Origin of the sequence: Cycloclasticus pugetii PS-1 (assembly GCF_000384415.1) — a bacterium.
In the GTDB taxonomy this organism is placed as follows: domain Bacteria; phylum Pseudomonadota; class Gammaproteobacteria; order Methylococcales; family Cycloclasticaceae; genus Cycloclasticus; species Cycloclasticus pugetii.
Map to the genome: position 1 here is coordinate 2040014 of NZ_ARVU01000001.1, position 24783 is coordinate 2064796.

25 protein-coding genes are annotated in these 24783 nt (G+C 42.7%); 19 read left to right on the forward strand and 6 right to left on the reverse strand.

Annotated elements, in window-relative coordinates; genetic code table 11:
* Window positions 1-29: 29 nt before the first annotated feature.
* Window positions 30-545, forward strand: a complete 516-nt coding sequence (locus tag CYCPU_RS0109960) for a methylated-DNA--[protein]-cysteine S-methyltransferase (protein WP_020162617.1) — start codon at window positions 30-32, stop codon at window positions 543-545.
* A gap of 127 nt (window positions 546-672) precedes the next feature.
* A complete protein-coding gene (locus CYCPU_RS0109965; protein WP_015006728.1) occupies window positions 673-1146 on the forward strand; it encodes a YehS family protein in 474 nt (157 codons plus the stop codon).
* A 4-nt stretch (window positions 1147-1150) separates the two neighbouring features.
* Here CYCPU_RS0109965 and CYCPU_RS0109970 read toward each other — a convergent pair whose 3' ends face one another.
* From CYCPU_RS0109970 to CYCPU_RS0109980, 3 genes are read right to left on the reverse strand one after another with little or no spacing between them, the layout of a single operon-like run.
* Entirely contained in the window at window positions 1151-1732 is a 582-nt protein-coding gene (locus tag CYCPU_RS0109970; RefSeq protein WP_020162618.1) for a CoA pyrophosphatase, read from the reverse strand.
* A gap of 21 nt (window positions 1733-1753) precedes the next feature.
* Window positions 1754-2311 carry an NUDIX hydrolase gene (locus CYCPU_RS0109975; RefSeq protein WP_015006730.1) on the reverse strand — a complete coding sequence of 186 codons (558 nt, stop codon included), beginning with the start codon at window positions 2309-2311 and terminating at the stop codon, window positions 1754-1756.
* Window positions 2304-2750 carry a sigma D regulator gene (locus CYCPU_RS0109980; RefSeq protein WP_015006731.1) on the reverse strand — a complete coding sequence of 149 codons (447 nt, stop codon included), beginning with the start codon at window positions 2748-2750 and terminating at the stop codon, window positions 2304-2306. Before CYCPU_RS0109980 ends, CYCPU_RS0109975 begins: the two co-directional genes overlap by 8 nt.
* 244 nt (window positions 2751-2994) lie before the next feature.
* On the opposite strand from CYCPU_RS0109980, the gene CYCPU_RS0109985 reads away from it, so the two are divergent.
* Window positions 2995-4149, forward strand: coding sequence for a GNAT family N-acetyltransferase (locus CYCPU_RS0109985; protein WP_020162619.1), 1155 nt, complete (start codon window positions 2995-2997; stop codon window positions 4147-4149).
* A gap of 198 nt (window positions 4150-4347) precedes the next feature.
* Here the strand turns inward: CYCPU_RS0109985 and CYCPU_RS0109990 are convergent, their stop codons facing one another.
* Entirely contained in the window at window positions 4348-4758 is a 411-nt protein-coding gene (locus tag CYCPU_RS0109990) for a hypothetical protein (RefSeq protein WP_020162620.1), read from the reverse strand.
* A gap of 196 nt (window positions 4759-4954) precedes the next feature.
* On the opposite strand from CYCPU_RS0109990, the gene CYCPU_RS0109995 reads away from it, so the two are divergent.
* The gene (locus CYCPU_RS0109995) at window positions 4955-6025 is read left to right on the forward strand and encodes an efflux RND transporter periplasmic adaptor subunit (RefSeq protein ID WP_020162621.1); all 1071 of its coding nucleotides are present in this window, start codon (window positions 4955-4957) and stop codon (window positions 6023-6025) included.
* 8 nt (window positions 6026-6033) lie between these two features.
* Window positions 6034-9078 carry an efflux RND transporter permease subunit gene (locus CYCPU_RS0110000; RefSeq protein ID WP_020162622.1) on the forward strand — a complete coding sequence of 1015 codons (3045 nt, stop codon included), beginning with the start codon at window positions 6034-6036 and terminating at the stop codon, window positions 9076-9078.
* On the opposite strand, the gene CYCPU_RS0110005 is transcribed toward CYCPU_RS0110000, so the two are convergent.
* A complete protein-coding gene (locus CYCPU_RS0110005; RefSeq protein WP_232228636.1) occupies window positions 9075-9773 on the reverse strand; it encodes a DUF3379 family protein in 699 nt (232 codons plus the stop codon). The two genes, CYCPU_RS0110000 and CYCPU_RS0110005, sit on opposite strands and share 4 nt — an antisense overlap.
* Complete coding sequence (locus CYCPU_RS0110010; protein ID WP_020162624.1) at window positions 9770-10279, reverse strand: sigma-70 family RNA polymerase sigma factor; 510 nt, start codon at window positions 10277-10279, stop codon at window positions 9770-9772. Before CYCPU_RS0110010 ends, CYCPU_RS0110005 begins: the two co-directional genes overlap by 4 nt.
* Before the next feature lie 626 nt (window positions 10280-10905).
* On the opposite strand from CYCPU_RS0110010, the gene CYCPU_RS0110015 reads away from it, so the two are divergent.
* From CYCPU_RS0110015 to CYCPU_RS0110075, 14 genes are all read left to right on the forward strand, one after another.
* Entirely contained in the window at window positions 10906-13107 is a 2202-nt protein-coding gene (locus tag CYCPU_RS0110015; protein ID WP_020162625.1) for a primosomal protein N', read from the forward strand.
* A gap of 107 nt (window positions 13108-13214) precedes the next feature.
* Window positions 13215-14972 carry an arginine--tRNA ligase gene (gene argS / locus CYCPU_RS0110020; RefSeq protein ID WP_020162626.1) on the forward strand — a complete coding sequence of 586 codons (1758 nt, stop codon included), beginning with the start codon at window positions 13215-13217 and terminating at the stop codon, window positions 14970-14972.
* Window positions 14972-15550, forward strand: a complete 579-nt coding sequence (locus CYCPU_RS0110025) for an SPOR domain-containing protein (RefSeq protein WP_015006740.1) — start codon at window positions 14972-14974, stop codon at window positions 15548-15550. The genes argS and CYCPU_RS0110025 overlap by 1 nt, the downstream gene beginning before the upstream one ends.
* Before the next feature lie 39 nt (window positions 15551-15589).
* Window positions 15590-16672, forward strand: a complete 1083-nt coding sequence (locus CYCPU_RS0110030) for an endonuclease/exonuclease/phosphatase family protein (protein WP_020162627.1) — start codon at window positions 15590-15592, stop codon at window positions 16670-16672.
* 109 nt (window positions 16673-16781) lie between these two features.
* Window positions 16782-18986: a bifunctional 23S rRNA (guanine(2069)-N(7))-methyltransferase RlmK/23S rRNA (guanine(2445)-N(2))-methyltransferase RlmL gene (gene rlmKL / locus CYCPU_RS0110035; RefSeq protein WP_020162628.1), complete on the forward strand. Its 2205-nt coding sequence runs from the start codon at window positions 16782-16784 to the stop codon at window positions 18984-18986.
* Between the two features lie 270 nt (window positions 18987-19256).
* Window positions 19257-19550, forward strand: a complete 294-nt coding sequence (locus CYCPU_RS0110040; RefSeq protein ID WP_020162629.1) for a putative quinol monooxygenase — start codon at window positions 19257-19259, stop codon at window positions 19548-19550.
* A 131-nt stretch (window positions 19551-19681) separates the two neighbouring features.
* A complete protein-coding gene (locus CYCPU_RS0110045) occupies window positions 19682-20107 on the forward strand; it encodes a potassium channel family protein (protein WP_015006744.1) in 426 nt (141 codons plus the stop codon).
* Window positions 20108-20254: 147 nt separating this feature from the next.
* The gene (locus tag CYCPU_RS0110050) at window positions 20255-21097 is read left to right on the forward strand and encodes a CvfB family protein (protein ID WP_020162630.1); all 843 of its coding nucleotides are present in this window, start codon (window positions 20255-20257) and stop codon (window positions 21095-21097) included.
* Window positions 21098-21118: 21 nt separating this feature from the next.
* On the forward strand, window positions 21119-21340 hold the full coding sequence (locus CYCPU_RS0110055; protein ID WP_020162631.1) for a DUF3622 domain-containing protein: 222 nt from the start codon (window positions 21119-21121) through the stop codon (window positions 21338-21340).
* Window positions 21341-21363: 23 nt separating this feature from the next.
* Window positions 21364-22092, forward strand: a complete 729-nt coding sequence (locus CYCPU_RS0110060) for an ABC transporter permease (protein WP_020162632.1) — start codon at window positions 21364-21366, stop codon at window positions 22090-22092.
* Between the two features lie 5 nt (window positions 22093-22097).
* Window positions 22098-22511, forward strand: coding sequence for an alternative ribosome rescue aminoacyl-tRNA hydrolase ArfB (gene arfB, locus CYCPU_RS0110065; RefSeq protein WP_015006748.1), 414 nt, complete (start codon window positions 22098-22100; stop codon window positions 22509-22511).
* Window positions 22512-22621: 110 nt separating this feature from the next.
* A complete protein-coding gene (locus CYCPU_RS0110070; protein WP_020162633.1) occupies window positions 22622-22960 on the forward strand; it encodes a zinc ribbon domain-containing protein YjdM in 339 nt (112 codons plus the stop codon).
* Between the two features lie 83 nt (window positions 22961-23043).
* Window positions 23044-23331: a DUF2607 family protein gene (locus CYCPU_RS11955; RefSeq protein ID WP_020932042.1), complete on the forward strand. Its 288-nt coding sequence runs from the start codon at window positions 23044-23046 to the stop codon at window positions 23329-23331.
* A 68-nt stretch (window positions 23332-23399) separates the two neighbouring features.
* Complete coding sequence (locus CYCPU_RS0110075) at window positions 23400-24782, forward strand: carbohydrate porin (RefSeq protein ID WP_020162634.1); 1383 nt, start codon at window positions 23400-23402, stop codon at window positions 24780-24782.
* Window position 24783: the final 1 nt, after the last annotated feature.

Here is a 24783-nt window from a genome sequence, read left to right on the forward strand (position 1 = left end):
TATCGCTACAAAGGACTAAATCCCATAGCATGCGATCGCTAAATGAAATCCACATCCAATCATACGATAGCCCACTAGGTGAACTACTGATTGGCTCCTTTGAGAATCAACTATGCCTATGTGATTGGCAACAGCGGCAAAAACGGGCGAGCATTGACAGACGTCTACAAACGCGCCTAAACGCGCATTATGTCAACAAAAAAACAGCTATCATCGACACGGCCTTTAAGCAACTCAATCGCTACTTTCGACAAGAATTAACACAATTCGACTTACCCATTTTAATGGTAGGCACTGATTTCCAACAACGCGTATGGCGTAGCCTACAAACCATCCCATACGCTTCAACTACTTCTTACCAAACAATCGCTAGCACTATTCATAATAAAACGGCTGTTCGTGCTGTTGCTAATGCCATAGGCGCTAATGCTGTCAGTTTAATCATTCCTTGTCACCGAATCATTGGCAGCCATGGCAGCCTGACCGGTTATGCGGGAGGCTTAGCGGCCAAAAAACAGTTATTGGCCTTAGAACAAAGTCAATAAGGCTTCGTCACTGTAAAACACCTATTATTCGGTTTACTTTTTCAGCGCATACAAAAAATGAACTACAGGCGCCCACGAAGCTGTAAAATACTCTCACCAACCAGACCAAACCATTCTAGGAACCTTTGTGACCAATAACGATATTTTACGCCGCCTTCGCTACACCTTCGATTTCAATGATGCAAAAATGATCGATATTTTTAAACAGGCAGATCACGAGGTGACACGCGAGCAAATAAGCAACTGGTTAAAAAAAGATGACGACGAAGCTTATGTAAGCTGTGGAGACACCTCATTTTCAATATTTTTAAATGGGTTGATTATCGACCGACGAGGAAAACAGGATAGGCCCACACCTGAGCCCGATAAAAAAATCACTAATAATATCGTGTTACGTAAACTTAAAATCGCCTTCGACATGAAAAATGAAGACGTTTTAGCGCTGTTATCAAACAATGGCGTTTCCATTAGTAAACATGAGCTAAGCGCATTTTTTCGTCGCACAGACCATAAACATTATCGTCCTTGTAAAGACCAAGTCCTACGAAATTTCTTGCAAGGCTTACAAAACAAGTACCGGCCCAGCTCAGCCAAAAACTAGCAAATTAGGTGTTTTTCGCCACCCTTAAACGGCCAGCAAATGCATACAGCATAGCGGCTGTTGCACCCCAGATTTGAAAGCCGTCGTACATCAACTCCCAATACATCCTATTTTGACCCTTCCAGACAACTTCTTTTTTTTCATAACAAGACTGGTCTGCCAAGATTGATAGTGGCACCTCAAACACATCAGCCACTTCAAACTCATCAATATTGAGAGTAAACGAAGGTTCCACAAAACCCACAATGGGAACGACTTTAAAATTAGTTACCGTTAAAAAGGGCTCGATAATTCCGGCCACTTCTATTAAGTCCTGTTGAATCCCCACTTCTTCCTCGGTTTCTCGTAACGCCGTATGTAGTGGCGAAAGATCAATGCTGTCAGCACGTCCTCCAGGAAAACTAACCTGTCCAGCATGATTATTAAGATGTTCGGTACGCTTAGTTAGCAAAACTTGCCATTGATCACGTTCAACCAAAGGAATCAGAACAGCTGCATTACGTAAACCATCTTTACGCTGTTGCTGCGACCAACCTTGAAGGCTGCTTGCCGGCTCTAGGCATTGAATAATCTGTTCTCGTTTCATTTCACACCCATGGCTAAATGGTTAACGAGATAACGGCCTTGTAATATCTGCAGACCTAAACTTAAAACAACCGGACTGTCTATCCTGAAAATAAAACTCTAGCGATTTACGCATGGTTTCAAAAGCCAGCTCATCCCAAGGAATTTCATGCTCCGCAAATAAACGCACCTCTAAACTTTCTTCACCACTTGAAAACTCTGGCTTTAATAATACTGAACGATACATCACATACACTTGGTCAATGTGTGGCAAGTTAAAAACCGCGTATAGCTCTTCAGTTTGGACAACCGCCTCGGCTTCTTCCAAAGTTTCTCGTACAGCCGCCTGCTCGGTCGTTTCACCCAGCTCCATAAAACCTGCTGGCAATGTCCAGAATCCTTTTCTAGGATCAATAGCGCGCTTACATAACAAAATTTTATCTTCCCAAACAGGAATACAGCCGGCAATAATTCGTGGGTTTTGATAATGCACAAGGTCGCAGGCGTCACAAACATCCCGAATCTGGTTATCCCCCTCGGGCGTTTTTGACTCCGTCTTATTACCACATTCAGGGCAATACTTTATCTGTGGTCTAGGCAAGCATTTCGCCTATTAATTGATCTTCTAACTCAATTCGGTTTGCCAGATTTTCACCGACTGAGGATAAGTCGCTAGCCAATTCATTTAAAATCATTGCTGGCGTTAACGTCTGGTACTTGTCATTAAAGTCTAAAACAGTTTCAGTAGCTTTAGAGATACTTGGGTAGATGCGCTCAGCGGCGGCCAGTACAGACTTACGTCTTTCATTACCCGCTAAAATGCGTTGATACACGCCAAAATGTCCTAATGAAATATAATCAACCGTCAACTGACAAAAATCTTGAAGCAGCTCCTCGATTGGTTTTTGGCCTTTATGTTCCTCAATGCCCGATACTGCACAGTAAGAAGACCAGACTTGTTTTCGTTCTTCGAGTAACTCACGGATCAAACCACTTGTTTGGGTTCGTTCCTTCTTTTGAGCCATACTTTCGTTAGACATATCCCTATCCATCATGTTTTTTTTGTAAAGAATACTCTATGCCATTGTTTACTTTTCGACAATATATAATTCCAGTATTTAGCGTTACCAGTTTATTCTTTAAAAACCCTATCTGAACTGCTCAGCGTCAGCGTTTTAGTGGCTTGTTATGGCCAATGGTTCTCATAATAGCTAGCCATAACAGCGCTAGAAACGACTACAATGGCATGCGCCTTAATCATTATTTTTCGTTAACCTTAACACTATGAATATTAAATTTCTCTCTAGCATATCTAAGGTATCAGACACACACTGGAACAGTGTATTTGAAACTGATTATCCGTTTATTCAACATGCTTTTTTATCTGCACTTGAACAAAGCGGCTGTACCCAAGCTTCTACCGGCTGGACCCCTCATCATATAATTGTCACCGATAGAGATGACATTATCGCTGCCATGCCTTGTTACCTTAAGACCCACTCGTACGGCGAATACGTTTTTGATTGGGCTTGGGCCAATGCCTATCAGCAACACCAATTACACTATTACCCTAAATTATTATCAGCCATCCCTTTCACACCATCCACAGGCCCTCGTTTAGCTTTTCACAACCGCATTCAACTGACACAAGAAAAACAGACCATCATTAAAAATATCCGACAGGCTGCTCTCGATTCAGTTTCTTCAGTGGGGTTATCGAGTTGGCATGTGCTTTTCCCTGACACCGAAATGTCTTCCTTACTGGAGGACTCCGAGTATAAACAACGCAGTGGTATTCAATACCATTGGTTCAACCATCACTACACGTCTTTCGACGATTTCCTACAAACATTCAAATCACGTAAACGCAAAACATTACGTAAAGAACGGCTGTCAATTACTCAACAAGGTATTGAAATGACGGTGGTCGATGGTCGTGATATTAGCAAACAATTAATGGCTGAATTTTATCGTTTTTATCATTTCACATACTTAAAGCGTAGCGGGCAACAAGGCTATTTAAATTTAGAATTTTTTAACTTATTACTGTCAACCATGGCTGAGAACTTGGTGATGTTTTGCGCCCATAAAGACAATAGGCTCATTGGTGCTGCACTGTGTTTTAAAGATCATCAAACACTGTATGGTCGCTATTGGGGCTGTGAGCAAGAATATGAGTTTTTACATTTCGAAGCTTGTTATTACCAAGGCATTGAATACTGTATTAATCATAAACTCATGCGCTTTGACCCGGGCGCTCAAGGCGAACATAAAATCTCGCGTGGTTTTAAGCCCGTCAAAACCTTGTCAAACCACATGATATTACATGCCGAATTTCGTCAAGCCATTGAACAGTTTATTGACGATGAAAAAATACAGGTTAACGCACAGATAGACCACCTCACTAGTTTCCTACCTTTTAAATCGGCGTCGTTATAAACAAAACATCAAGCATTATCAATAAAATACGCGCTTTTAAAGAAGGGCTTAAACGTTTATAGCCAACCAATACTAACCTTCAAGACAAACTTGAAGGCACAAATACTGCCAACTACTTATAAATTGTGGAGATAACGAAAACCTTCACGAAAAAATAAACATTCGAGCAGATCTGACAAGCCAACATTACAAAGAAACTTAATCTATTCTAAAGTCCGGCATATCGCTGTCTAAAAACCACTGTTTTGACTCCTCATCGAACCACCAAACTTGAGTATGTTTTACTTGATAGACACGCCCTGTTTCATTTTGAATATAACCAAATAATGCCTGCGCTATGATGGTGTCATCCTCCGCGTTGGGCACAGAACCTATCAAATCATAAGAAGTCACCGTAATTTTATTAAGCCCATCAATTGGAGCTAATTTGCGCGCTGGGTTTCTATAACGAATAACACTTGCCGCCGTTTCATACGACTTCCAGCGTAACGCTTTCATAAACAGTTTTTGTTTAGCATCTAGATGCTCTAACTTTTTTTGCTCTGTTATATGCGCGCAAGCCGACAGCATCAGTATTAGGCCAACACAAACCCATTTTATATTTTTCATTCAACGCCTTACTCTATATCTACCGTCAGTCTATTATGCCTAAATTATCCTTTTCCTGTTGCAGTCTTAGTCTATTTTTAACGGATAAACAATGTTTTTACATTAAAGAATGCTAATATTCAGTTTGAGAAGCCTTCTTTGACGGCGTATACTTAGGCCGCTAGCAATCAATTCAAGCATCATTACGGAGACCCCCTTGAGTAAAAAAATACTTTTACTAGCCATTATTATTATCGTGATATTTGGTGGCTTATTCGGTTCGAAATTCCTTCAAATCAACAAAGCAATGTCATCCCGCAAAGCACCACCGCCGCCTACAGTAACAACGGTCGAGGTGATTAAAGAGCAGTGGGAAAACACCTTGTCATCAGTCGGCACCATTAACCCTGTACGAGGCATTGTTTTAAGCAATGAAATTGCAGGCATCATTTCCGTTCTGCACGTAGACTCAGGCGCCACTGTGAAAAAAGGCGATTTGATTCTCGAGCTTGATACCTCAACAGATAGAGCAAACCTTGATGGTTTAGTCGCAGCTGAAAAGCTTGCGACAATAAAATTTAAACGTCAGGTCACTTTGTTAAAAAACAAAGCAACCTCCCTATCTAGTCATGATGAGGCCCGTGCTGAATTAGACATCGCAAAAGCGGCCGTTATTTCGCAACAAAGCATTATTAACAAAAAGAAAATACGTGCTCCATTCTCTGGTGAAATAGGTATTCGACTTGTCAGCCTTGGACAATACTTAGACAAAGGCGCTCAAATTGCCCAACTCGTGTCCTTATCGCCCATCATCGCCGATTTTTCATTTCCTGAACGCCACTTTGCACAACTTAAAACAGGGCAATTGGTAAAGATTAAGGTTCAAGCCTACCCCGACGAAGTCTTTACAGGTAATATCCAAGCGATAAACCCAAGCCTACATCAAGAAACCCGTTCTATTGGCGTTAGAGCCACTATCGACAATCCTGATGAAAAGCTTAGAGCAGGAATGTTTGCTGAAGTAACCGCTATTACCTCAAAAGCCAGTCCCGTTTTAACATTGCCTGAAACCGCTGTTTTATTTAATACCTATGGTGAGAGCGTTTATGTCGTAAAACAACAGGACGGCCAACATAGTGTTGAGCTACGTAATATTGAAACCGGCGCCCATCAAGAAGGCCGCGTTGAAATAGTTAAAGGACTCCAACTAAACGATATAGTCGTTAATGAGGGTCACGTAAAACTCAGAAACGGTCAGGTAGTTACCCTTTCCAATAACCAACAATAGGCATTGCTTTGAACTTTACCAGCATCTTCGTTAAGCGACCTGTATTAGCCAGCGTTGTTAGTTTAATTATTTTGGTGTTGGGCTTGCGCTCAATAGCTTCACTAGAAATACGTGAGTACCCAGAAACCAAAGATACCGTCATCTCTATTACTACGTCTTACCCTGGCGCTAGTAGTGAGCTTATAAAAGGTTTTATTACCACTCCCTTACAGCAGGCCATTGCCCAAGCTGAGGGAATAGACTACCTTTTTTCTTCCAGCACACAAGGTCTCTCATCCATTGAGGCTCATATGCGCCTCAATTATGACGCTAATGCCGCAATAGCAGAAATACAAGCCAAGGTGGCTAGTCAAAGTAGTGTATTACCTCAAGAAGCACTAGACCCTATCATCACCTCCAAAACAGGGTCTACCACTTCGCTGATTTATATCGCTTTTGTTAGTGACACCATGAAAGATATTCAAATCGCCGATTATCTATTGCGTGTCGTTCAACCACGATTACAATCCATTGAAGGTGTTGGCCAAGCAAGCCTCTTAGGCAATAGCACATACGCAATGCGTATTTGGCTAAAGCCAAAAAGGATGGCTGCTTTAGGTGTGAGCGCTGAAGATGTCTCTGCCGCCTTACGCAGAAACAACTACCTTTCCAGTGTTGGTAAAACAAAAGGCACACTGGTCAGTGTTGAGATGGGCGCTACAACCGATGTCGCTAAAGAAGAAGATTTCTTAACACTGGTCGTTGGCAAACAAAACGACACCCTAATTCGTTTATCTGATATAGCCGATGTTGAACTTGGCGCCGAAGGTTACGAAAGCGAAAACCTCTACAGTGGAAAGCCTGCTGTTTTTATGACGGTAGATCAATCGCCCGACGCAAACCCGCTTGATGTAGCTAAACGGGTTAACCTTGCCATGGTAGACATTAATAATAACTTGCCCGAGGGACTTGTGTCTCACATGCCCTATGATGCGAGTAAATTTATCAGCGACTCCATCAACGAGGTAGGAAGAACCTTACTTGAAGCCATCAGCATTGTTATTGTTGTTATTTTCCTATCGCTAGGCACCATGCGTGCTGCGTTTATACCGGCAGTCACCGTTCCTTTATCACTCATTGGTGCAACTTTCATTATGCTAGCGTTTGGTTTTTCATTAAACCTACTGACCTTGCTGGCGATGATCTTAGCAATTGGCTTAGTGGTGGATGATGCTATCGTCATGGTTGAAAATATTCACCGCCATATCGACATGGGAAAACCACGTATTCAAGCAGCCATAGATGCCGCAAAAGAACTCAGCTTGCCTATCATCGCAATGACAACTACCCTTATTGCCGTCTATTTCCCTATAGGCTTTATGGGTGGATTAGTTGGTACATTGTTTACTGAATTTGCTTTTTCTTTAGCTGCTGCTGTCCTTATTTCTGGCATTGTTGCGCTAACACTCGCTCCTATGCTGAGTGCTCGCATTCTAAAAAGCTCTGAAAGTGCCGGCCGATTTGAAAAGTACGCTGAACACTTTTTTGAAAAATTAGCCAGTGGCTACAAAAAAACTGTTTCGCCTTTATTATCAACCCCTTCTATTCCCGTTATATTTGGTTTGGTTGTGTTATTAAGCCTTTACCCGATGTACCTGTTATCAAAATCAGAATTAGCTCCCATTGAAGACAGGAATTTGCTTATCGCGATGGGTACGGCACCGCAGACATCTACTCTTGACTTTTTACAACAACAAGGCAAAAAGCTATCAGATATTTTTGAAGCCATGCCTGAGTATGATCATAGCTTCATCTTGCTGGGACTAGGGAATGATACGACTAAATTACTCGGCGGCCTAAAAATGGGCCATCAATCCACCCGCGAACGTACTCAGATGGAGATACAGCCCGAGCTCCAACAAAAAGTGGCCTCGCTTACAGGTGTGAGAACAGCTGTTGTACAGCGACCGGGGCTTCCAGGCGCAGGCGGTGGACTGCCTGTACAGTTTGTTGTTATTTCTGACGCTGATTATAGTCAAATTAGTGATGTAACAGGTGAGCTGATTGGTAAAGCTATGCAAAGCGGCAACTTTATTTTCTTACAAAAAAGCATAGAATTTGACAGACCTAAGTACAATTTGATGGTTGATAAAGACCGTGCAGCAGATTTAGGGATCAGCATGGAAGAAATAGGCCGTAACTTATCGGTTTATTTTAGTGAAGGTTATGTGAATCGCTTTAGCATGCAAGAGCGAAGCTATAAAGTGATTCCGCAAGTAGCCGATATTAGTCGCTCAGATATTGAAAAACTTGATAACATTTACCTAAAAACCTCATCAGGCAAGAAGGTTCCTATCAGTTCAATCGTCACCGTATCAACGCAAGTTGAACCGGCTAAACGCACACAGTTTCAACAACTTAACAGTATAACTATTGAGGGCTTATTACGCCCAGGTGTGACCATGGGAGATGGCTTAGCTTATCTTGAAGAAGAAGCTCAAAAATCTTTCCCTAGAGGCTTTAAGTGGGACCACACGGGTAGTTCACGACAATACAAACAGCAAGGTAGCGCGCTTGTTCTAACTTTCTTTATGTCATTGTTAATTATCTACTTAGTACTAGCCGCCCAATTTGAAAGTTGGCGTGACCCCCTTATCATTTTAGTGTCGGTGCCTTTATCGTTGGCCAGTGCAATGGCTTTTATTATGCTAGGGGTCGCAACGATGAATATCTATACTCAAGTTGGGCTTATTACCTTAATTGGGCTGGTCGCTAAAAATGGTATCTTAATTGTTGAGTTTGCCAATCAACTACAAATTACGGAAAAGCTTTCTATTCGAAATGCCGTTGAGGAGGCAGCTACTGTACGTTTAAGGCCGATCCTAATGACAACTGCATCGATGATTGTTGCGATGGTTCCGCTGCTACTTGCATCAGGCCCTGGTGCGGTTAGTCGGTTTGATATTGGGTTAGTTATTGCTACTGGCTTAGGTATAGGCACTATATTTACACTTTATATTCTGCCTGCTTTTTACTTGATTTTTGCTAGGGATCACTCAAAAGGCAATGATTAGAGCCATTCCACTGCGTTGCTGGCAAATTCCTCGTCTGGTATATCAGTCGCTGTACCAGCCAAGACGGCCATTGAGCCATTTTTCAATGGCTTAACCCAGCCATGTAAACCGGCATAATGAAAAGGTACGGTTTTATCTAGACTGATGTCTGGCATATAAATAATCGTTATGGCTTGCTGATGGTATTGATACACCATATGCAAGCCATAACTATCTCCAATAGGGCACTTTTTTGCAAAGCTAATATTTTTAGCTAACCTCAGCCGTATACCAAACTCTTTACTCAACTTTATGAGCTCTTGCTCATTAAGCGGGTAAGCCACTTGCGTTGAAGATGCCCCATCGTGTGAAAAGTGTTCGTAAACTAACTGATCTATTGGCAACACTGACTCTTCGTTTTGCGTTGGTATAAACGTTACCAAGCCTACCGCTAATAGTAACGATGCCGCAAAGGCAATAGGCTTCATTTTAGTCGCACTCCAAAAAGGTGCCTTATACACATAGTCTCTTATCGAATGCTTTAAACTGCTTGGAACACCTTGGTTAACAACCTCTTTTAATTGCTGCTCAAACAAGTTTTCTTGCGCTGCAAATATTTGACACTGCTCACAGGATGCTAGGTGCTCTTTGGCCTCTGCCCCAACCTCATTTGCTGCGACTGTATATTCAAATTTAAAATCATCACATTTCATCATTCACCTGCCCGGCCCGCTTCGGGCCTTAAAACACTTCTTAACTTCTGTTTTGCCCTAAACAAACGGGTCATGGTCGCACTTTTAGAAATATGACAAACCGAGGCGATTTCTTCACAGCTTAATCCAACAATTACCTGCAACAACAGCGGCTCTTTATATTCATTCGCAAGCTCATTCAATGCCTGCTTAAGAGCAAACGCGTCAGGACTCGTATCATTGTCTATATCCCTCAAACTCAACATATCTATATCGAAATCAACTATTTCCGGCCGGAAGCGTGCATATTGACGGGCATGTTCATTTCGCAAGATCGTCATCAGCCACGCCTTACTGGATAAACTATCACGTAATTTATCCAATGACTTCCAAGCACGCATACAGGTCTCTTGAAGCAAATCTTCAGCCATGTTTTTATCGTGACATAGCCAAAGCGCGTAACGAAAAAGTTCATCACTATATGCCAACACTAAGCGCTCATATTCCAGTTTTTTACGTTTTTGTTGCAATATTAGACCTCGATAGCACCGGCTATCTTTCAAGTTAAAAAATGATGCCACACCCAGCAGAAAATTCTTACTGATTGACTATTATCATCTTTGACAACCTTATTCTGGTACACCTACACCAATAACACAACGAATGATCAATCTCATGCTATGGCTAATAATTAACACATTAAGCTGAATAAAAAGATAGTGATAAACATCGATAGTCTAAACAAATAACAGGAATATAAAGACATTCACGGCAACACTTAACTTGACCTTCTTATTGTAATAATTTAGCTGAAAGGCGCCTTAAGCCCTATACACAAAGACTTCTTATTCACAAGCTAAAAACACTAGATTAGTCGCCATAAACATATTGCGACGCAATGATTAAAATAACCCTTGCATTATATAACTTGTTGTTTTTTATAGATATGTTAACAATGGTTTATTTTGTTACAATTTGATGTCAGCCCTTTTTGCATGGGCTTTGAGAGCTATTATAAATAGATAATCCACATAGTTATCCACAGAAAATGTGGATAAAATAAAAACCATAGTTAACTCATTAAGTTAGCGATTTATTGTAGATTTTTTTAATCTTTTCAGGCTAACTGATACAAAACAAATAACGCTTTTACTTGATGTCTGATTTTTACCTCAATATTGCTGTCGACACCCCCCTGCACCGTATTTTTGACTATCTCCCGATAAAAAATTCGGCTCGCTCTGATTACCAAATCGGCCAGCGTGTTTTTGTTTCCTTTGGCCGATTAAAAAAAATTGGCGTTATTCTTAACATTTCTTCGTCAACCGAACTTAGCCGAAAACAACTCAAACCCATCTCCCAATTAATTGATAGGCAGCCTCTAATATCGCTTGATGACTTAAAACTATATAAATGGGCTGCTAACTACTATCATCACCCTATCGGCGAGGTGCTTGCTCAGGCCTTCCCAAAACAGCTTCGAGCCGGATTAACACCCACTATAGAGCTCACCACGCGATACACATTATCCAAACATGGCCTGACACTCGATGAAAATTCCTTAAAACGCTCCCCAAGGCAGCTAGGCTTATGGCATCAACTAAAAAACGCCGATGCACCTGTTGATCGTGATTTCTTTTCCACACTTGACTGGAACTGGCGCTCGCCCCTTAAAAGCATGATCGAGAAAGGCTGGGTCACTGCCTCACAAGAACACAACACAGCCACACACTCTCCGACCACACCTTTATTTGACCCAAACCCGGCCCAACAAACTGCCATTGACTCAATTGCTAAGGCACTCGAAGGCTTTCAAGTATTTTTATTAGATGGCGTCACCGGTAGTGGAAAAACAGAAGTTTATCTTCGACTTATTCAGCACGTCATTAGTGCTGGAAAACAGGTGTTAATTTTATTGCCTGAAATCACCCTAACACCTCAATTAGCTCAGCGATTTAGGCAACGCCTAACAGCACAGATGGTCATTTCACATTCCGGCCTTAACGACACTCAACGAGCTCAAGCCTGGCTTAGATTAAAAGAAGGCCTTGCCAATATATTGCTGGGCACCCGCTCGGCAGTATTCACGCCGATGCGTACGCCCGGCCTGATCATTATGGACGAGGAGCATGACACATCATTCAAACAGCAAGAAGGCTTTCGCTATTCCGCTCGAGATATTGCTGTTATGCGTGCAAGGGACTACAACATCCCTATCGTATTAGGCACTGCAACACCCTCGCTCGAAAGTCTATACAACGTACAACAAGGTCGTTTCAAACAATTAGTGTTGCCCGAGCGTACCGCAGGTGCCTCACACCCTGATATTCGTTTATTAGACTGCCGAAACCAAACGTTAGACAATCATTTAAGCCAATCGCTTTTAAAAGCGATTGGCAAAACACTTGAGCGGAACGAACAAGTCATACTCTTTGTGAATCGCCGAGGCTTTGCTCCCGTATTAATGTGTCATAGCTGTGGTTGGGTTGCACAGTGTCGTCGTTGCGACTCTCGTCTAGTCATTCATAAAAATGCCAATTTACTTCGATGCCATCATTGCGGAGTTGAACATGCCATTCCGAATACCTGCCCATCGTGTCAACAAGCAGAATTATTTCCATTAGGGCTTGGGACCGAGCGCGTTGAAGAAACATTGAGCTCGCACTTTCCTGGCACCCCTGTGAGTCGAATTGACCGCGATAGCACACGACAAAAAAATGCCATGCAGTCAGTCATCGACAAAGTACATGAAGGCGGCGCTCAAATTTTAGTCGGCACGCAAATGCTTGCTAAAGGACACCACTTCCCAAATGTGACCTTAGTAGGCATTGTTGATATTGATGCGGGGCTGTTTAGTTGTGATTTCAGAGCCAGCGAACGTATGGCCCAGCTTATTACCCAAGTCGCTGGCCGTGCAGGACGCGAAGAAAAACTCGGCCGGGTACTCATTCAAACCCACCACCCCGAGCACCCCTTATTAAACACCTTAATCACGCACGGCTACACGCGTTTTGCAAAAGAGGCACTGGATGAAAGGCAGCAAGCCCAATTGCCCCCCTACCATTATCAAGCTCTATTACGAGTGAACGCCATCAATGAACAAGCGGTTCTAAACTTCTTAAACGATGCTAAGGAGTTGATCTCTACGATTCAAGCACCGCTGATTCAAATTCTAGGCCCCGTTCCAGCCCCCATGCTAAAAAGGGCGGGACGGTTTCGCTATCAATTATTAATTGAATCGGCCCAGCGAAAACCCCGCCATCAATTTTTACAGCAGCTTTTACCGAAACTTGAAAAACTCAAATCCTCGCGTAAGGTACGTTGGTCCATTGATGTTGATCCCATTGACTTGTTTTAACAGCGTTTAGACTTGCAAGTTTTACCCCACAAGCGATAATACGCAATGACAACGGTGTTCAACACCGAACAGCTATTCAGCGCATCAATCAACGATCTAAATTTACTATGAAAACACGTTTGGCCTCTTTGCTTCAGCAAGCCATTTCATCGCTACAAACTCAAGGCGAATTGCCTGAAGAGTTAACGCCTACTATCAAAATTGAGCACACTCGTGACCCCTCTCATGGTGATTACGCCAGTAACGTTGCAATGATGTTGGCAAAGCCTGCAAAAAAGAACCCTCGCCAAATAGCCCAAGCTATTATCAATAGCTTGCCAGAAGACAGCGACGTATTAAGTGTTGATATAGCCGGCCCAGGCTTTATTAATTTTTTCATCAACCCGCTTAGCCAACACGCCGTCATCAAACAGATTCTTGAACAAGGTTCTCGCTTTGGCACCTCCAATATTGCCAAAGGTAAAAAGGTGCAAGTTGAATTCGTTTCAGCGAACCCAACCGGCCCCCTTCACGTAGGGCACGGAAGAGGTGCAGCCTACGGTGCAACCGTTGCTAATCTACTGACAGCCATTGGTTACGATGTCCATCGCGAGTATTACGTTAATGATGCTGGCCGCCAAATGGACATCCTAGCTACCAGCGTATGGCTACGATATTTAGAACTTTGTGGTGAAAGCATCCCGTTTCCAAGTAACGGTTACAAAGGTGGCTATATTGCTGAAATTGCAACGCTGATTAAACAGTCACATGGCCAAACCTTTAACATGCCTGTCAGTGATGTGTTTCTTGATATCCCGGCCGATGAGCCTGATGGCGGCGACAAGGAAAAACATATTGACGGCCTTATTGCGCGTGCTAAAGAGTCCTTAGGGGATAAAAACTACCGCATTATTTTTGACGCCGCATTAACATCCATTCTCGGCGATATTCGTCAAGACCTTGAAGACTTTGGCGTTCATTACGACGATTGGTTTTCAGAACGCTCACTTATGGACAAAGGAGCCATTGATCGAGCCATTGAAAAGCTTAAAGCTTCTGGCTATATGTACCAAAAAGAAGGTGCTTGGTGGTTTAAATCAACCGAGTTTGGCGATGAAAAAGACCGTGTTGTTATTCGCGATAATGGCTTAACCACGTACTTTGCCTCCGATATAGCCTATCATTTACACACCCTCGAACGTGGTTACGATATCATCGATGTCTGGGGCTCTGACCATCACGGCTATGTGCCACGTGTTAAGGCGGCTTTGCAAGCGATGGGCGCAGACCCCGAGCGTATGAAAGTCTTGCTGGTCCAATTTGCCGTTTTGTATAAAGGTGGCGAAAAAATGCAAATGTCGACCCGTTCTGGTCAATTTGTAACACTTAGGGAGTTACGCGATGAAATCGGCGCTGATGCTGCACGCTATTTTTACGTCATGCGTAAAGCCGAGCAGCACATGGATTTTGACCTTGATTTGGCTACCTCGCAGTCCAATGAAAATCCCTTATATTACGTTCAATATGCTCATGCGCGTGTTTGTAGTGTGATGCGATTACTGACAGAAAAAGGCCTCAGCTATAGTGCACAGGAGGGTTTAAAGCATTTAGATCAATTAGCGCAAACGCACGAAACCAACCTGATTGATACCTTAAACCGTTACCCAGAAAAACTGACGCAAGCCGCTCAGCAATACGAACCACATCAACTTAACCATTATTTACGTGAACTTTCTACGCAGTTTCACAGTTATTACAATTCACACAAATTCATTGTTGATGATGTAGCACTGATGCAAGCTCGCCTAGTTCTTATTAATGCAACAAAGCAAGTCCTAGCCAATGGTTTACAGCTACTGGGCGTCAATGCACCGGAGTCCATGTAGTGCCTAGAGATTACAAAAACCGAATTAACAGCAATAACGCGCGCAAAAAAAAACGCCCTATTCCCGGTTATTGGTGGCTAATTACTGGCCTATTAATTGGCGGTTTTGCGATGTTTTTATCTGACTTGGAAGAAGCGCCAAATAAACCCGTTACTGATGTGAAGCGACCTGTTAGCCAACAAGACGTACGTGATGTAAAAAAGCCCATCGCAACAACTGCAAAACCCATCGACAGCACTAAACCACGTTTTGATTTTTATCAAATATTGCCCGACATGGAAATTGTTATTCCTGAGCATGAAATTGAAGAAAGGCGTCGGCTAGAAGGCACTGGAAAAAGCAAACCTGGCACCTTTATTATTCAAATAGGTTCTTTTAAAAAAGCTCAGCAGGCTGATACTCTTCGCGCCCGCTTAGCATTGTTAGGTATTGAATCGACCGTACAAACAGTAAACCAAAGCGGTAGCATTTGGCACCGAGTTAAATCAGGCCCGTACACTTCCTTTAGAATGGTCGATAAAATTCAAAATCGCTTGCACCGCAACAATATAGACAGTATCGCTATCAAACTAAAATAACGTGTAAATCAATAGACCAGATGCAAGTACATTCATAACATGGATATAACAAAGGTCTTTTATCGACTGTTATTTTCCCTTAGCCTCTGTCTTTTAGGGCTGTTTGCCTTAGTGTGGTTTAGCACATACCACCCACCAGCTCTTCAACAAGAAGCGGTATACTGCGGCGAAAACACACCCCGTTTAACGGCGGGCCAAACCCTTAAGCTGTATAACCAAAATGTTCAATTTATGGCGGGGAAAAACTATGTTTTTTTCTATGACCTACCTAATAATACCGGTCCCGATGAACGCCCTTCTAGCGACGACATCACAAAAACCCTGAAGGGTTTAGCCAACCTAATTACACAGCAAAATCCGGATATTATCCTCTTACAAGAAGTCGATGAAGGTGCTCAGCGAACAGATCATGCCGATCAATTAGCTCAATTACTTGAGTTGCTTCCCAGCGATTATGCCTGTCATACCAGTAGCTTTTATTGGCAAGCCCGCTATCTCCCTCACCCACGTATCATGGGCGCTGTGGGCACCAAGTTGAGTATTATTTCAAAATACAAAATAACCACGGCTACACGCACTCAACTCAGCCTTATCCCACAAGACCCCATCACGCAATTATTTAACCTTAAGCGTGCCTTACAGGAAGTTCACCTGCCCATAGAGGGTGCAGATAAACTGGTGCTTTTAAACACTCACTTATCCGCCTTTTCCAAAGGCACCGACACCCTTGAACGGCAAGTAACACAAATTAATCAACGATTACATTCGCTTAACAAGACTCAAACGCCTTGGGTTCTTGCTGGCGATTTTAATTTACTGCCGCCTAATGCCTATCCATTACTCGCACAAGAACAACGTCGCAATTACGATCAACAATCTGCAATAGAAACCTTGTACCAGCAACATTTAGCGGTACCCAGCCTTGCAAACACGCAATCCGAGCAACGCAAAGCATGGTTCACCTATGCCCCCAATAGTTCATCAAGCCAAGACCCTGACCGGACAATCGATTATTACTTCTACAGCCCAAATTTATCTGTGCAAAATGCGTTTGTAGAACAAGCTCAGTCACTCACTTTATCTGACCACATGCCAGTAATTGCTTCCTTTACCTTGCCGTAAAAACGATTAAAATGCGCATAGCGCTTAAGTTTTTACCGCTAAGGACCCAGCCTTCTTAGTTCGTTGCAAATCAAGCACCTCTAGCCGACCCACCTTAAAAAGGATATCCATGCCACAACTCAATAACTATTTCGCGACAACCGCCAAAGGCATGGAGCTGATCTTAGCCGACGAATTGGAACAAATCGGCGCCTTGCAAGTAAAACCAGCTGCCGGTGGAGTTTATTTTGAGGGTGAATTGGAAATGGCTTTACGCGTTTGCCTATGGTCTCGCCTTGCTAATCGCGTCTTAGTGCCCTTGGCTCGATATGCAGCACAAACACCTGAGCAATTGTATGCCGGTGCCTTAAAAATAGATTGGTCCAAGCACTTCGATGTCTACAACACTTTTGCCATTGACGCTTCTATTAGACGTTCAAAAATTAACCACTCGAGATATGCCGAGCAAGTGATCAAAGATGCTATTGTCGACCAATTTAAAGAAGCAACAGACGAGCGGCCAAACGTCCAGCGTGAGCAACCAGACATTCGCATTAACGCATATATCAATGAAGATAAAGTAACGCTTAGCTTAGACTTATCTGGCGACAGCTTACATCGTCGTCATTATCGTACTGAGTCTGTAGAAGCGCCATTAAAAGAGAACCTTGCCGCGGCTATTTTAATTCGCGCAGGCTGGCCAAAGATAGCCGCCGAAGGCGGTGCTTTATACGACCCCATGTGTGGATCAGGCACTTTTTTAACAGAAGCCGCCATGATGGCCGGCGACATTGCACCTGGCTTGCTGCGTGAGTATTTTGGCTTTCAAGCATGGAAACACTTTAACCCCATAATATGGCAACGACTGATAAAAGAAGCCGAATATCGCCGAGAAAAAGGCCTACATAACATCCCACCCATCACCGGCTCTGATATCAGCATCAAACACGCTGGCATTGCTAAAGCCAATATTAAAGCGGCTCATCTTACTGACGTTATTAAGGCCACCAGCTTACCGCTTACAAAAGTAGCCCCCGATCCGTCATGGAAACCTGGCTTGTTTATCGTTAACCCACCGTATGGTGAGCGACTCGGCGACATTAAACAACTCAAACCCTTATATCAAGAAATTGGCAGCATCCTAAAGGCCCGCTTTAACGGCTGGCACGCCTCTGTGTTTACCGGTAATGTTGAACTTGCATTTAATGTTTCATTAAAGTCACATAAGTCGTACCAACTATTTAACGGCGCTATCGCTTGTAAAGTCTTTAACTTTTCGGTGACCCCAGAACGGCACTTTGAAGGACAGCATGCCAGTCAGCAACAACACATTGGCGACAATTTAAAAAAAGCCTTACTACCGACACCCGGTGATTGGAGCGACGGCGCTACCATGCTGGCAAACCGCCTGCGCAAAAACATTAAAAAACTCTCCCCTTGGGTGAAGAAAAACAACATCCATTGTTACCGCTTGTACGATGCAGACTTACCCGAGTACGCATTGGCCATTGATGTTTACCAAGGCGAAAAAAAGTGGGTACATGTACAAGAGTATGAAGCCCCAAAAACCATTGATGAGGCTAAATCTATTCTACGTCTTCGTGATGCCTTAGCCGTTATGCCAGAGGTATTAAACATCCCTCCCCAGCAATTATCACTGAAAATTCGTCGTCGCCAAAAAGGTCGCACACAATACGAAAAACAAGGTACCGATGGTGGTTTCCATGAAGTCAGCGAAGGGCAGGCAAAGTTTCTCGTCAACTTCAAAGATTACCTCGATACAGGTTTATTCTTAGACCATCGCCCGATACGTTTTTGGATTGGCGAACACGCCGGCGGTAAACAGTTTTTAAACTTATTTGCCTACACAGGCGCGGCAACTGTACATGCGGCACTGGGCGGTGCCACCACGTCTACAACTGTGGATATGTCAAAAACCTATTTAGATTGGGCAAAAAATAATTTTGAGCTAAACCATTTAAACTTAGACAAGCACCAGCTTATTCGAGCTAACTGCATGGAATGGCTTGATACTGCCGTAGAAGAGCAAAAAAAGTACGAACTTATCTTCATTGACCCACCCACTTTTTCCAACTCAAAACGGATGGACAATGTGTTTGATATTCAACGTGATCATGTTGAATTAATTAATAAAGCGGCAAAGTTACTAAGCAAAAAAGGCACAATGATCTTTTCAACTAACTTTCGAAAGTTTAAATTAAACGAAGCCTCACTCACCCACTTGGCTGTTCAAAATATTAGTCAAAAAACAATATCAAAAGACTTTGAACGAAATCCAAAAATACATTATTGCTGGTCACTAGCACACCGTTAACCCGTTTTAAATATTCAAAAACGTACACGATAAAACAGCTTGCTTACTCATTTTACTGTTAGGCCAGTTTATTAGTCGCTGGTTTTGGCCTGATTCTCGGTTTATAAGGCCTACTCCCAAATATCGAGTTTTTCGTTCTTCACAACGCTTTATTCCCTTATGTAACGGTGAATAAAGCCCAGTCTCAGGGTATTTCCTCATTCTTGCGGGCTTTAGTTTATAGGCATATACTGGATAGTCCTACGGGCAAACCATGTAAAAGGTATCGCTATGACAGTTGATGTTATTTTAGATTTACAAGTTAACCCTGAAAACCGAGAAGAGCTATTAAGCGTTTTTATGTCGATCCTACCCGATACACGTGCCTTCAAAGGCTGCCAAAGTGTTTCGGTAACCAGTGATGAGGACGATAGACACCATATTGTTTTACTTGAAAAGTGGGGCCAACGCAGTGACTACGAAAGCTATATGGCCTGGCGGACGGAGCGTGGCGATATTGATAAACTCGCCAATTTATTATCGTCACCGCCTACTACCCACTACTTGACCACTGTCCCAATCTAACCCCGCTCGACCTAGTGGCGGAATACCCTTAAGGCCGATAAATCGTTCATGCGTATGAACACGATAATTTTCTGCCCGCCAGTATACAATCAACCAATAACCATTACGTTTAGCCCCTATTCCTCAAATCAATGTTTCATATATTTTTTTTAAATTCACTCGTTGTCGCCATTGCTGTGATCATTCATTACGAATTTTTATACCGTGTTTCTCGATATATCCCAAAAATGAAATTAAAGCATCGACTGAGAATACTGTTTGGCGTTTTTACTGCCCTTATTGCGCATGCGGTAGAGGTTTGGGTGTTTGCCTTTGCGTTTTACTTTATGCATCATGCTGAAGGCTGGGGGCATTTAGAAGGCAATTTTGATGGTAGTTTGCTTGATTGCACGTATTTATCTTTCACCACCTTTACAACCTTAGGCTTTGGGGATATTCAACCCATCGGTGATTTGCGCCATTTAACCGGCTTAGAGTCATTAACCGGACTGGTATTAATCACCTGGACGGCCTCATTCTTATATTATGAAATGCAACGTTATTGGGATAATCGTTGACGCAGTAATGTTAACCTTCGGTCACACCGCTCTTTGGCAAACACAGCGTCAATAAAGCGTATTGATGCAAGGAAGCCATCTGTTTTAATTATTTAAACTGTCAACGACCTGTATAATTGCCAGCACACCGAATATTAGGAGTACACCATGGTTACGCTAGGAAAAACACATCAATTAGAAGTCATCAAGTCGCTCGACTTCGGCTTTTATTTAGATGCTAAAGAATTAGGTGAAGTTCTCCTGCCAAACAAGCAGGCTCCAAGTAATTTAACCGTTGGTTCGTTGATTTATGTTTTTTTATACCTCGACTCAGAAGACCGCCCGATTGCCACCACAAAAAAGCCCAAAGCTCAGGTTGGTGAATTTGCCTACCTAACAGTCGTGGCACGTACACATGTGGGTGCTTTTTTGGACTGGGGGTTAGAAAAAGATGTTCTTGTACCATTTGCTGAACAACATCGACCAATGGATGTTGGCAAATCCTATTTAGTCTACTTATACCTCGACAAGAATGATGGGCGCATTGTCGCTTCATCAAAAATAGACAAGTTCATCGATGATGAAGCACCTCATGACTTTACCCCACAACAGCAAGTTGACCTTATCATTGCGAACAGCACCGACTTAGGCTTTAAAGCCATCATTAACCATTCACATTGGGGGGTTTTATACAAAAATGATGTCTTCCAAAAATTAAGTTTCGGGCAATCAAAAAAAGGGTTTATTAAACGTATTCGACCCGACGGTAAAATAGACTTAAGCCTCCAAGGCGGCAAAGAAACACGCGATAAATACAGTAAAATTATTCTTAATTATTTAAAAAAGAACCATAACTTTGCACCGGTTCACGATAAATCCAGCCCAGAAATCATCTCTGACACCTTCGGGATGAGCAAGGGTGCGTTCAAAAAAGCCATTGGTGGTTTATATAAGCAGCGCATTATCAATATCGAAAAAGATGGCATACGCTTGCTAGAAACAGATTCTTAAACTCAAGACAAACTTATACTTATGAGCATTACTAAAAAGTACACTTTTCAAACTTCCGCAGAAAAAGATAGCTGGAGAGCCGACATCGTTCGTCGCGCCAGTTCAAAAAACACGATTATTTCAAAAACCCAAACGGGGTTTAAATCAGAAGCTGAAGCCGTCCAATGGGCAGAAAAAGAACTCGCCTTGTTTTTAGAAAAGCAAAGCGCTCGAAACAAGCGCCAAGCAGATAAACGCACCTAACTAATACAGTTAACAGCGATTAGATGGGACACGATATTCAAAATATTCCTCTGTTAAATCTAGCGCTATCTTTTATCCCTGTTCTTTTCGCCTTGGCTATTTTGTTTAAATGGTCATTAGAGTCAAGCAACGCACTTTATGCCCTAGCACGCATGTTGGTTCAGTTGCTTTTAGTCGGCTACCTGTTGAGCTACATTTTTAACGCTGATAATGCTGCCATTGTTATCACTGTTCTAGCTATTATGGTCTTTGCCTCCAGCTGGATTGCTCTAGGCACGATCCCGATAAAGCGTAACCTATTGTATAAACAAGCCTTTCTCTCCATTATTGTTGGTGGTGGTTTTACCCTGCTGGTTATCACTCAAGGTGTACTTAATTTAAAACCATGGTATTTGCCTCAAATCATCATTCCATTAGCTGGAATGATTTTCGCCAATGCGATGAATAGCGTTAGTTTAGCCGCTGAGCGTATCCATGCAGAAATAGATCGCCATGTCTCTTACTTGGAGGCGCGGCGTATTGCACTTCATGCCTCACTGATCCCGGTTATAAACTCGCTATTTGCGGTTGGCCTAGTCTCTTTGCCGGGCATGATGACCGGGCAGATACTATCTGGGGTATCACCACTGATTGCTGTGCGTTATCAAATTATGGTGATGTGTATGATTTTCGCCTCTTCGGTACTCTCGGCTGCCATTTTCCTTGTTTTGGCTAAACCAATATTTAGCACCCGTTTTACTAAACCGCAATAAAGTTCATGTTAGTCATCACCCCTCATATCACCCTTGCTGATGATGAAATTAAGCTTACAGCCATCCGCGCGCAAGGAGCTGGGGGGCAAAATGTAAATAAACTCTCATCGGCCATTCATTTACGTTTCGACATTAACGCATCCTCCCTGCCTGAGCTTTTTAAACAACGATTATTAAGTCGACAAGATCACCGTATTAATAATATGGGTATTATCATCATTAAGGCTCAGCAATACCGCACCCAAGAAAAAAATCGTGCCGATGCGCTAGAACGCCTAAAACAGATCATAAAAAGCGTAACGGTTAGTCAAAAAGCTAGGCGAGCAACCTCACCTAGCAAAAATGCTAAGAAAAAACGGACTGATAATAAAACTCAACGCGGCCAATTAAAAAAGCTACGTGGCAAACTAACCGAATAACCTAAAATCATTAATCGCTAAACACCCCCTTAGTCCTTTTAACTGGCCAATAAGACAGGTAAAAACTTATAATGGTATTTCCCCCATTAGCTCACACAAAAGGATCTAACATGAGTGCTTTACCTAATTGCCCCCAATGCAACTCAGAATACACCTATGAAGACGGGACTGTGTATATCTGCCCTGAGTGTGCTCATGAGTGGTCCGCCAATTCAAGCGAAACCGACACTGACGAATTAGTCATAAAAGATTCAAACGGTAACCTTTTACAAGATGGTGATAGCATCACTGTTATCAAAGACTTAAAGGTTAAAGGCTCTTCATCTGTTGTAAAAGTCGGCACTAAGGTAAAAAATATTCGCTTAGTTGAAGGCGACCATGACATTGACTGTAGAATCACTGGTATTGGCCCAATGAAGCTGAAATCTATATTTGTAAAAAAAGCATAGCCGTTATATATTGCCTAGTTGTTTAGAATGACTCTAAAATCAGCTGTCGGTATTAACCTTCGGCATATATTCCATTTCAATAAATGAAAAAACGGCAACAAGTCTTAATACCTATTGCACTGATAAGCATGATGCTTATCAGTCAAATGGCTGCGCTTGCCCATTCTGTAGAGCATTCCTTTCACAAAGCCAGCCATTCGTGCACGGTATTTGTCCAGTGTGAAAAGTCTAGCAATGGACTCGTTTCGGCTATTCGACTCCCCGCTGTTCCACTATTGTCTAAAACACATGTTGATGGCATTCCCACTCAGCAAGTTCCTCTACTAAAAACAGCTTATTTCGCTCGCGCACCTCCCTTTACTTTCTTGTAAACCACATTTTAACGTTACGCGATGGGTTGACCTTGCGTGACTACCTTTTTGTTACAGGAGAGTTACTTATGCGTAAAGCATTTACTATGGCTGCAATAATCGCCAGTTTAATTATTTCTACCCCGGCACTTTCTAACACTGAAATTGCCTTATTAAAACAACAGCTAGACACCCTTAAAAAGAACTATGAACAACGCATTGAGGCCCTTGAGTCTAGATTAATAGAAACCGAAAAAAGAACGCAATATGTCGAACTTAAAACACAGGAAGCAGCAGTTAAACCGAAACAGAGTAGCTTCCTGACCCAAAATTCTTTCAATCCAGCCATTAGCCTTATTCTCGATGGTCGTTTTGCCGACATGGGCAATGACCCCGATGATTACGCATTGCCCGGCTTCATGCTCGGTGGCGAATCTGGCCTAGGTAGCCAAGGGTTTGCAGTGGGCGAAAGCGAACTGGTCATGAGCGCTAATATTGACAACACGTTTTATGGCAAAGCCACTCTTGGTTTTCATAATGATGACGGTAGCACCGAAGTAGACCTAGAAGAAGCCTATATACAGACATTAGGTTTAGGGAATGGCCTAACTATCAAGGCCGGTCGTTTTTTTTCTGCCATGGGGTACCTGAATGAACACCATGTTCACACTTGGGATTTTGCCGATGCGCCGTTAATTTATCGCGGCTTATTTGGCGACCAACTTAGGGATGATGGTATTCAACTAAGTTATATAGCACCGACCGATACTTTTTTACAGTTAGGCGCAGAAATTATGAGTGGTAGCCAATTCCCATCCGCTGGCGAGCAAAGTGGTATTGGCGCAGCAACAGTATTTGCTAACATCGGTGGTGATATCGGCATCGAACACAGTTGGCAATTGGGTTTAAGTCATTGGCAAGCTAATAACATAGAAGGTCGTACAGGTGGTGGCCATGCCCATGGTGAAGAAGATAGCGCTGAAGAAACCCCATCTTTTGATGGCGATAGCAAAATAAACGCTGTTGATTTTGTCTACAAATGGGCGCCCAATGGTAACCCTAAAAACCAACATGTTAAGGTACAGTTTGAATATTTTGACCGTAAAGAAAACGGCACCATTAGCATGCTAAACAGTGGCCCACCTCTAGAAGAAACCAGCTTCGACGGCCATCAAAAAGGCTGGTACGCACAAACTATTTATCAATTTAAACCTCGGTGGCGAGCAGGGCTTCGTTATGACCAGTTAGAAAGTGATAACACTGGATTCGATGACGATGTGTTAATGGAAGCAGGCTTAGATAGCGACGGTTTTAAACCTAAACGTATGAGTGCAATGATCGAGTGGTTACCGAGTGAATTTTCTAGGATACGGCTGCAATTTAACCGTGATAAATCCTACCAGGAATCAGATGATCAGATTTTCTTACAATACACTACTAGCCTAGGCAGTCACGGCGCTCATCAATATTAAA

What these genes read in the sequence shown, in the direction of transcription:
- CYCPU_RS0109960 (WP_020162617.1), top strand. Translation starts at nt 30, where the DNA reads ATGCGATCGCTAAATGAAATCCACATCCAATCATACGATAGCCCACTA.
- CYCPU_RS0109970 (WP_020162618.1), bottom strand. Translation starts at nt 1,732, where the DNA reads ATGAAACGAGAACAGATTATTCAATGCCTAGAGCCGGCAAGCAGCCTT.
- CYCPU_RS0109980 (WP_015006731.1), bottom strand. Translation starts at nt 2,750, where the DNA reads ATGTCTAACGAAAGTATGGCTCAAAAGAAGGAACGAACCCAAACAAGT.
- CYCPU_RS0109985 (WP_020162619.1), top strand. Translation starts at nt 2,995, where the DNA reads ATGAATATTAAATTTCTCTCTAGCATATCTAAGGTATCAGACACACAC.
- CYCPU_RS0109990 (WP_020162620.1), bottom strand. Translation starts at nt 4,758, where the DNA reads ATGAAAAATATAAAATGGGTTTGTGTTGGCCTAATACTGATGCTGTCG.
- CYCPU_RS0110005 (WP_232228636.1), bottom strand. Translation starts at nt 9,773, where the DNA reads ATGATGAAATGTGATGATTTTAAATTTGAATATACAGTCGCAGCAAAT.
- CYCPU_RS0110015 (WP_020162625.1), top strand. Translation starts at nt 10,906, where the DNA reads ATGTCTGATTTTTACCTCAATATTGCTGTCGACACCCCCCTGCACCGT.
- argS (WP_020162626.1), top strand. Translation starts at nt 13,215, where the DNA reads ATGAAAACACGTTTGGCCTCTTTGCTTCAGCAAGCCATTTCATCGCTA.
- CYCPU_RS0110030 (WP_020162627.1), top strand. Translation starts at nt 15,590, where the DNA reads ATGGATATAACAAAGGTCTTTTATCGACTGTTATTTTCCCTTAGCCTC.
- rlmKL (WP_020162628.1), top strand. Translation starts at nt 16,782, where the DNA reads ATGCCACAACTCAATAACTATTTCGCGACAACCGCCAAAGGCATGGAG.
- CYCPU_RS0110040 (WP_020162629.1), top strand. Translation starts at nt 19,257, where the DNA reads ATGACAGTTGATGTTATTTTAGATTTACAAGTTAACCCTGAAAACCGA.
- CYCPU_RS0110045 (WP_015006744.1), top strand. Translation starts at nt 19,682, where the DNA reads ATGTTTCATATATTTTTTTTAAATTCACTCGTTGTCGCCATTGCTGTG.
- CYCPU_RS0110050 (WP_020162630.1), top strand. Translation starts at nt 20,255, where the DNA reads ATGGTTACGCTAGGAAAAACACATCAATTAGAAGTCATCAAGTCGCTC.
- CYCPU_RS0110055 (WP_020162631.1), top strand. Translation starts at nt 21,119, where the DNA reads ATGAGCATTACTAAAAAGTACACTTTTCAAACTTCCGCAGAAAAAGAT.
- CYCPU_RS0110060 (WP_020162632.1), top strand. Translation starts at nt 21,364, where the DNA reads ATGGGACACGATATTCAAAATATTCCTCTGTTAAATCTAGCGCTATCT.
- arfB (WP_015006748.1), top strand. Translation starts at nt 22,098, where the DNA reads ATGTTAGTCATCACCCCTCATATCACCCTTGCTGATGATGAAATTAAG.
- CYCPU_RS0110070 (WP_020162633.1), top strand. Translation starts at nt 22,622, where the DNA reads ATGAGTGCTTTACCTAATTGCCCCCAATGCAACTCAGAATACACCTAT.
- CYCPU_RS11955 (WP_020932042.1), top strand. Translation starts at nt 23,044, where the DNA reads ATGAAAAAACGGCAACAAGTCTTAATACCTATTGCACTGATAAGCATG.
- CYCPU_RS0110075 (WP_020162634.1), top strand. Translation starts at nt 23,400, where the DNA reads ATGCGTAAAGCATTTACTATGGCTGCAATAATCGCCAGTTTAATTATT.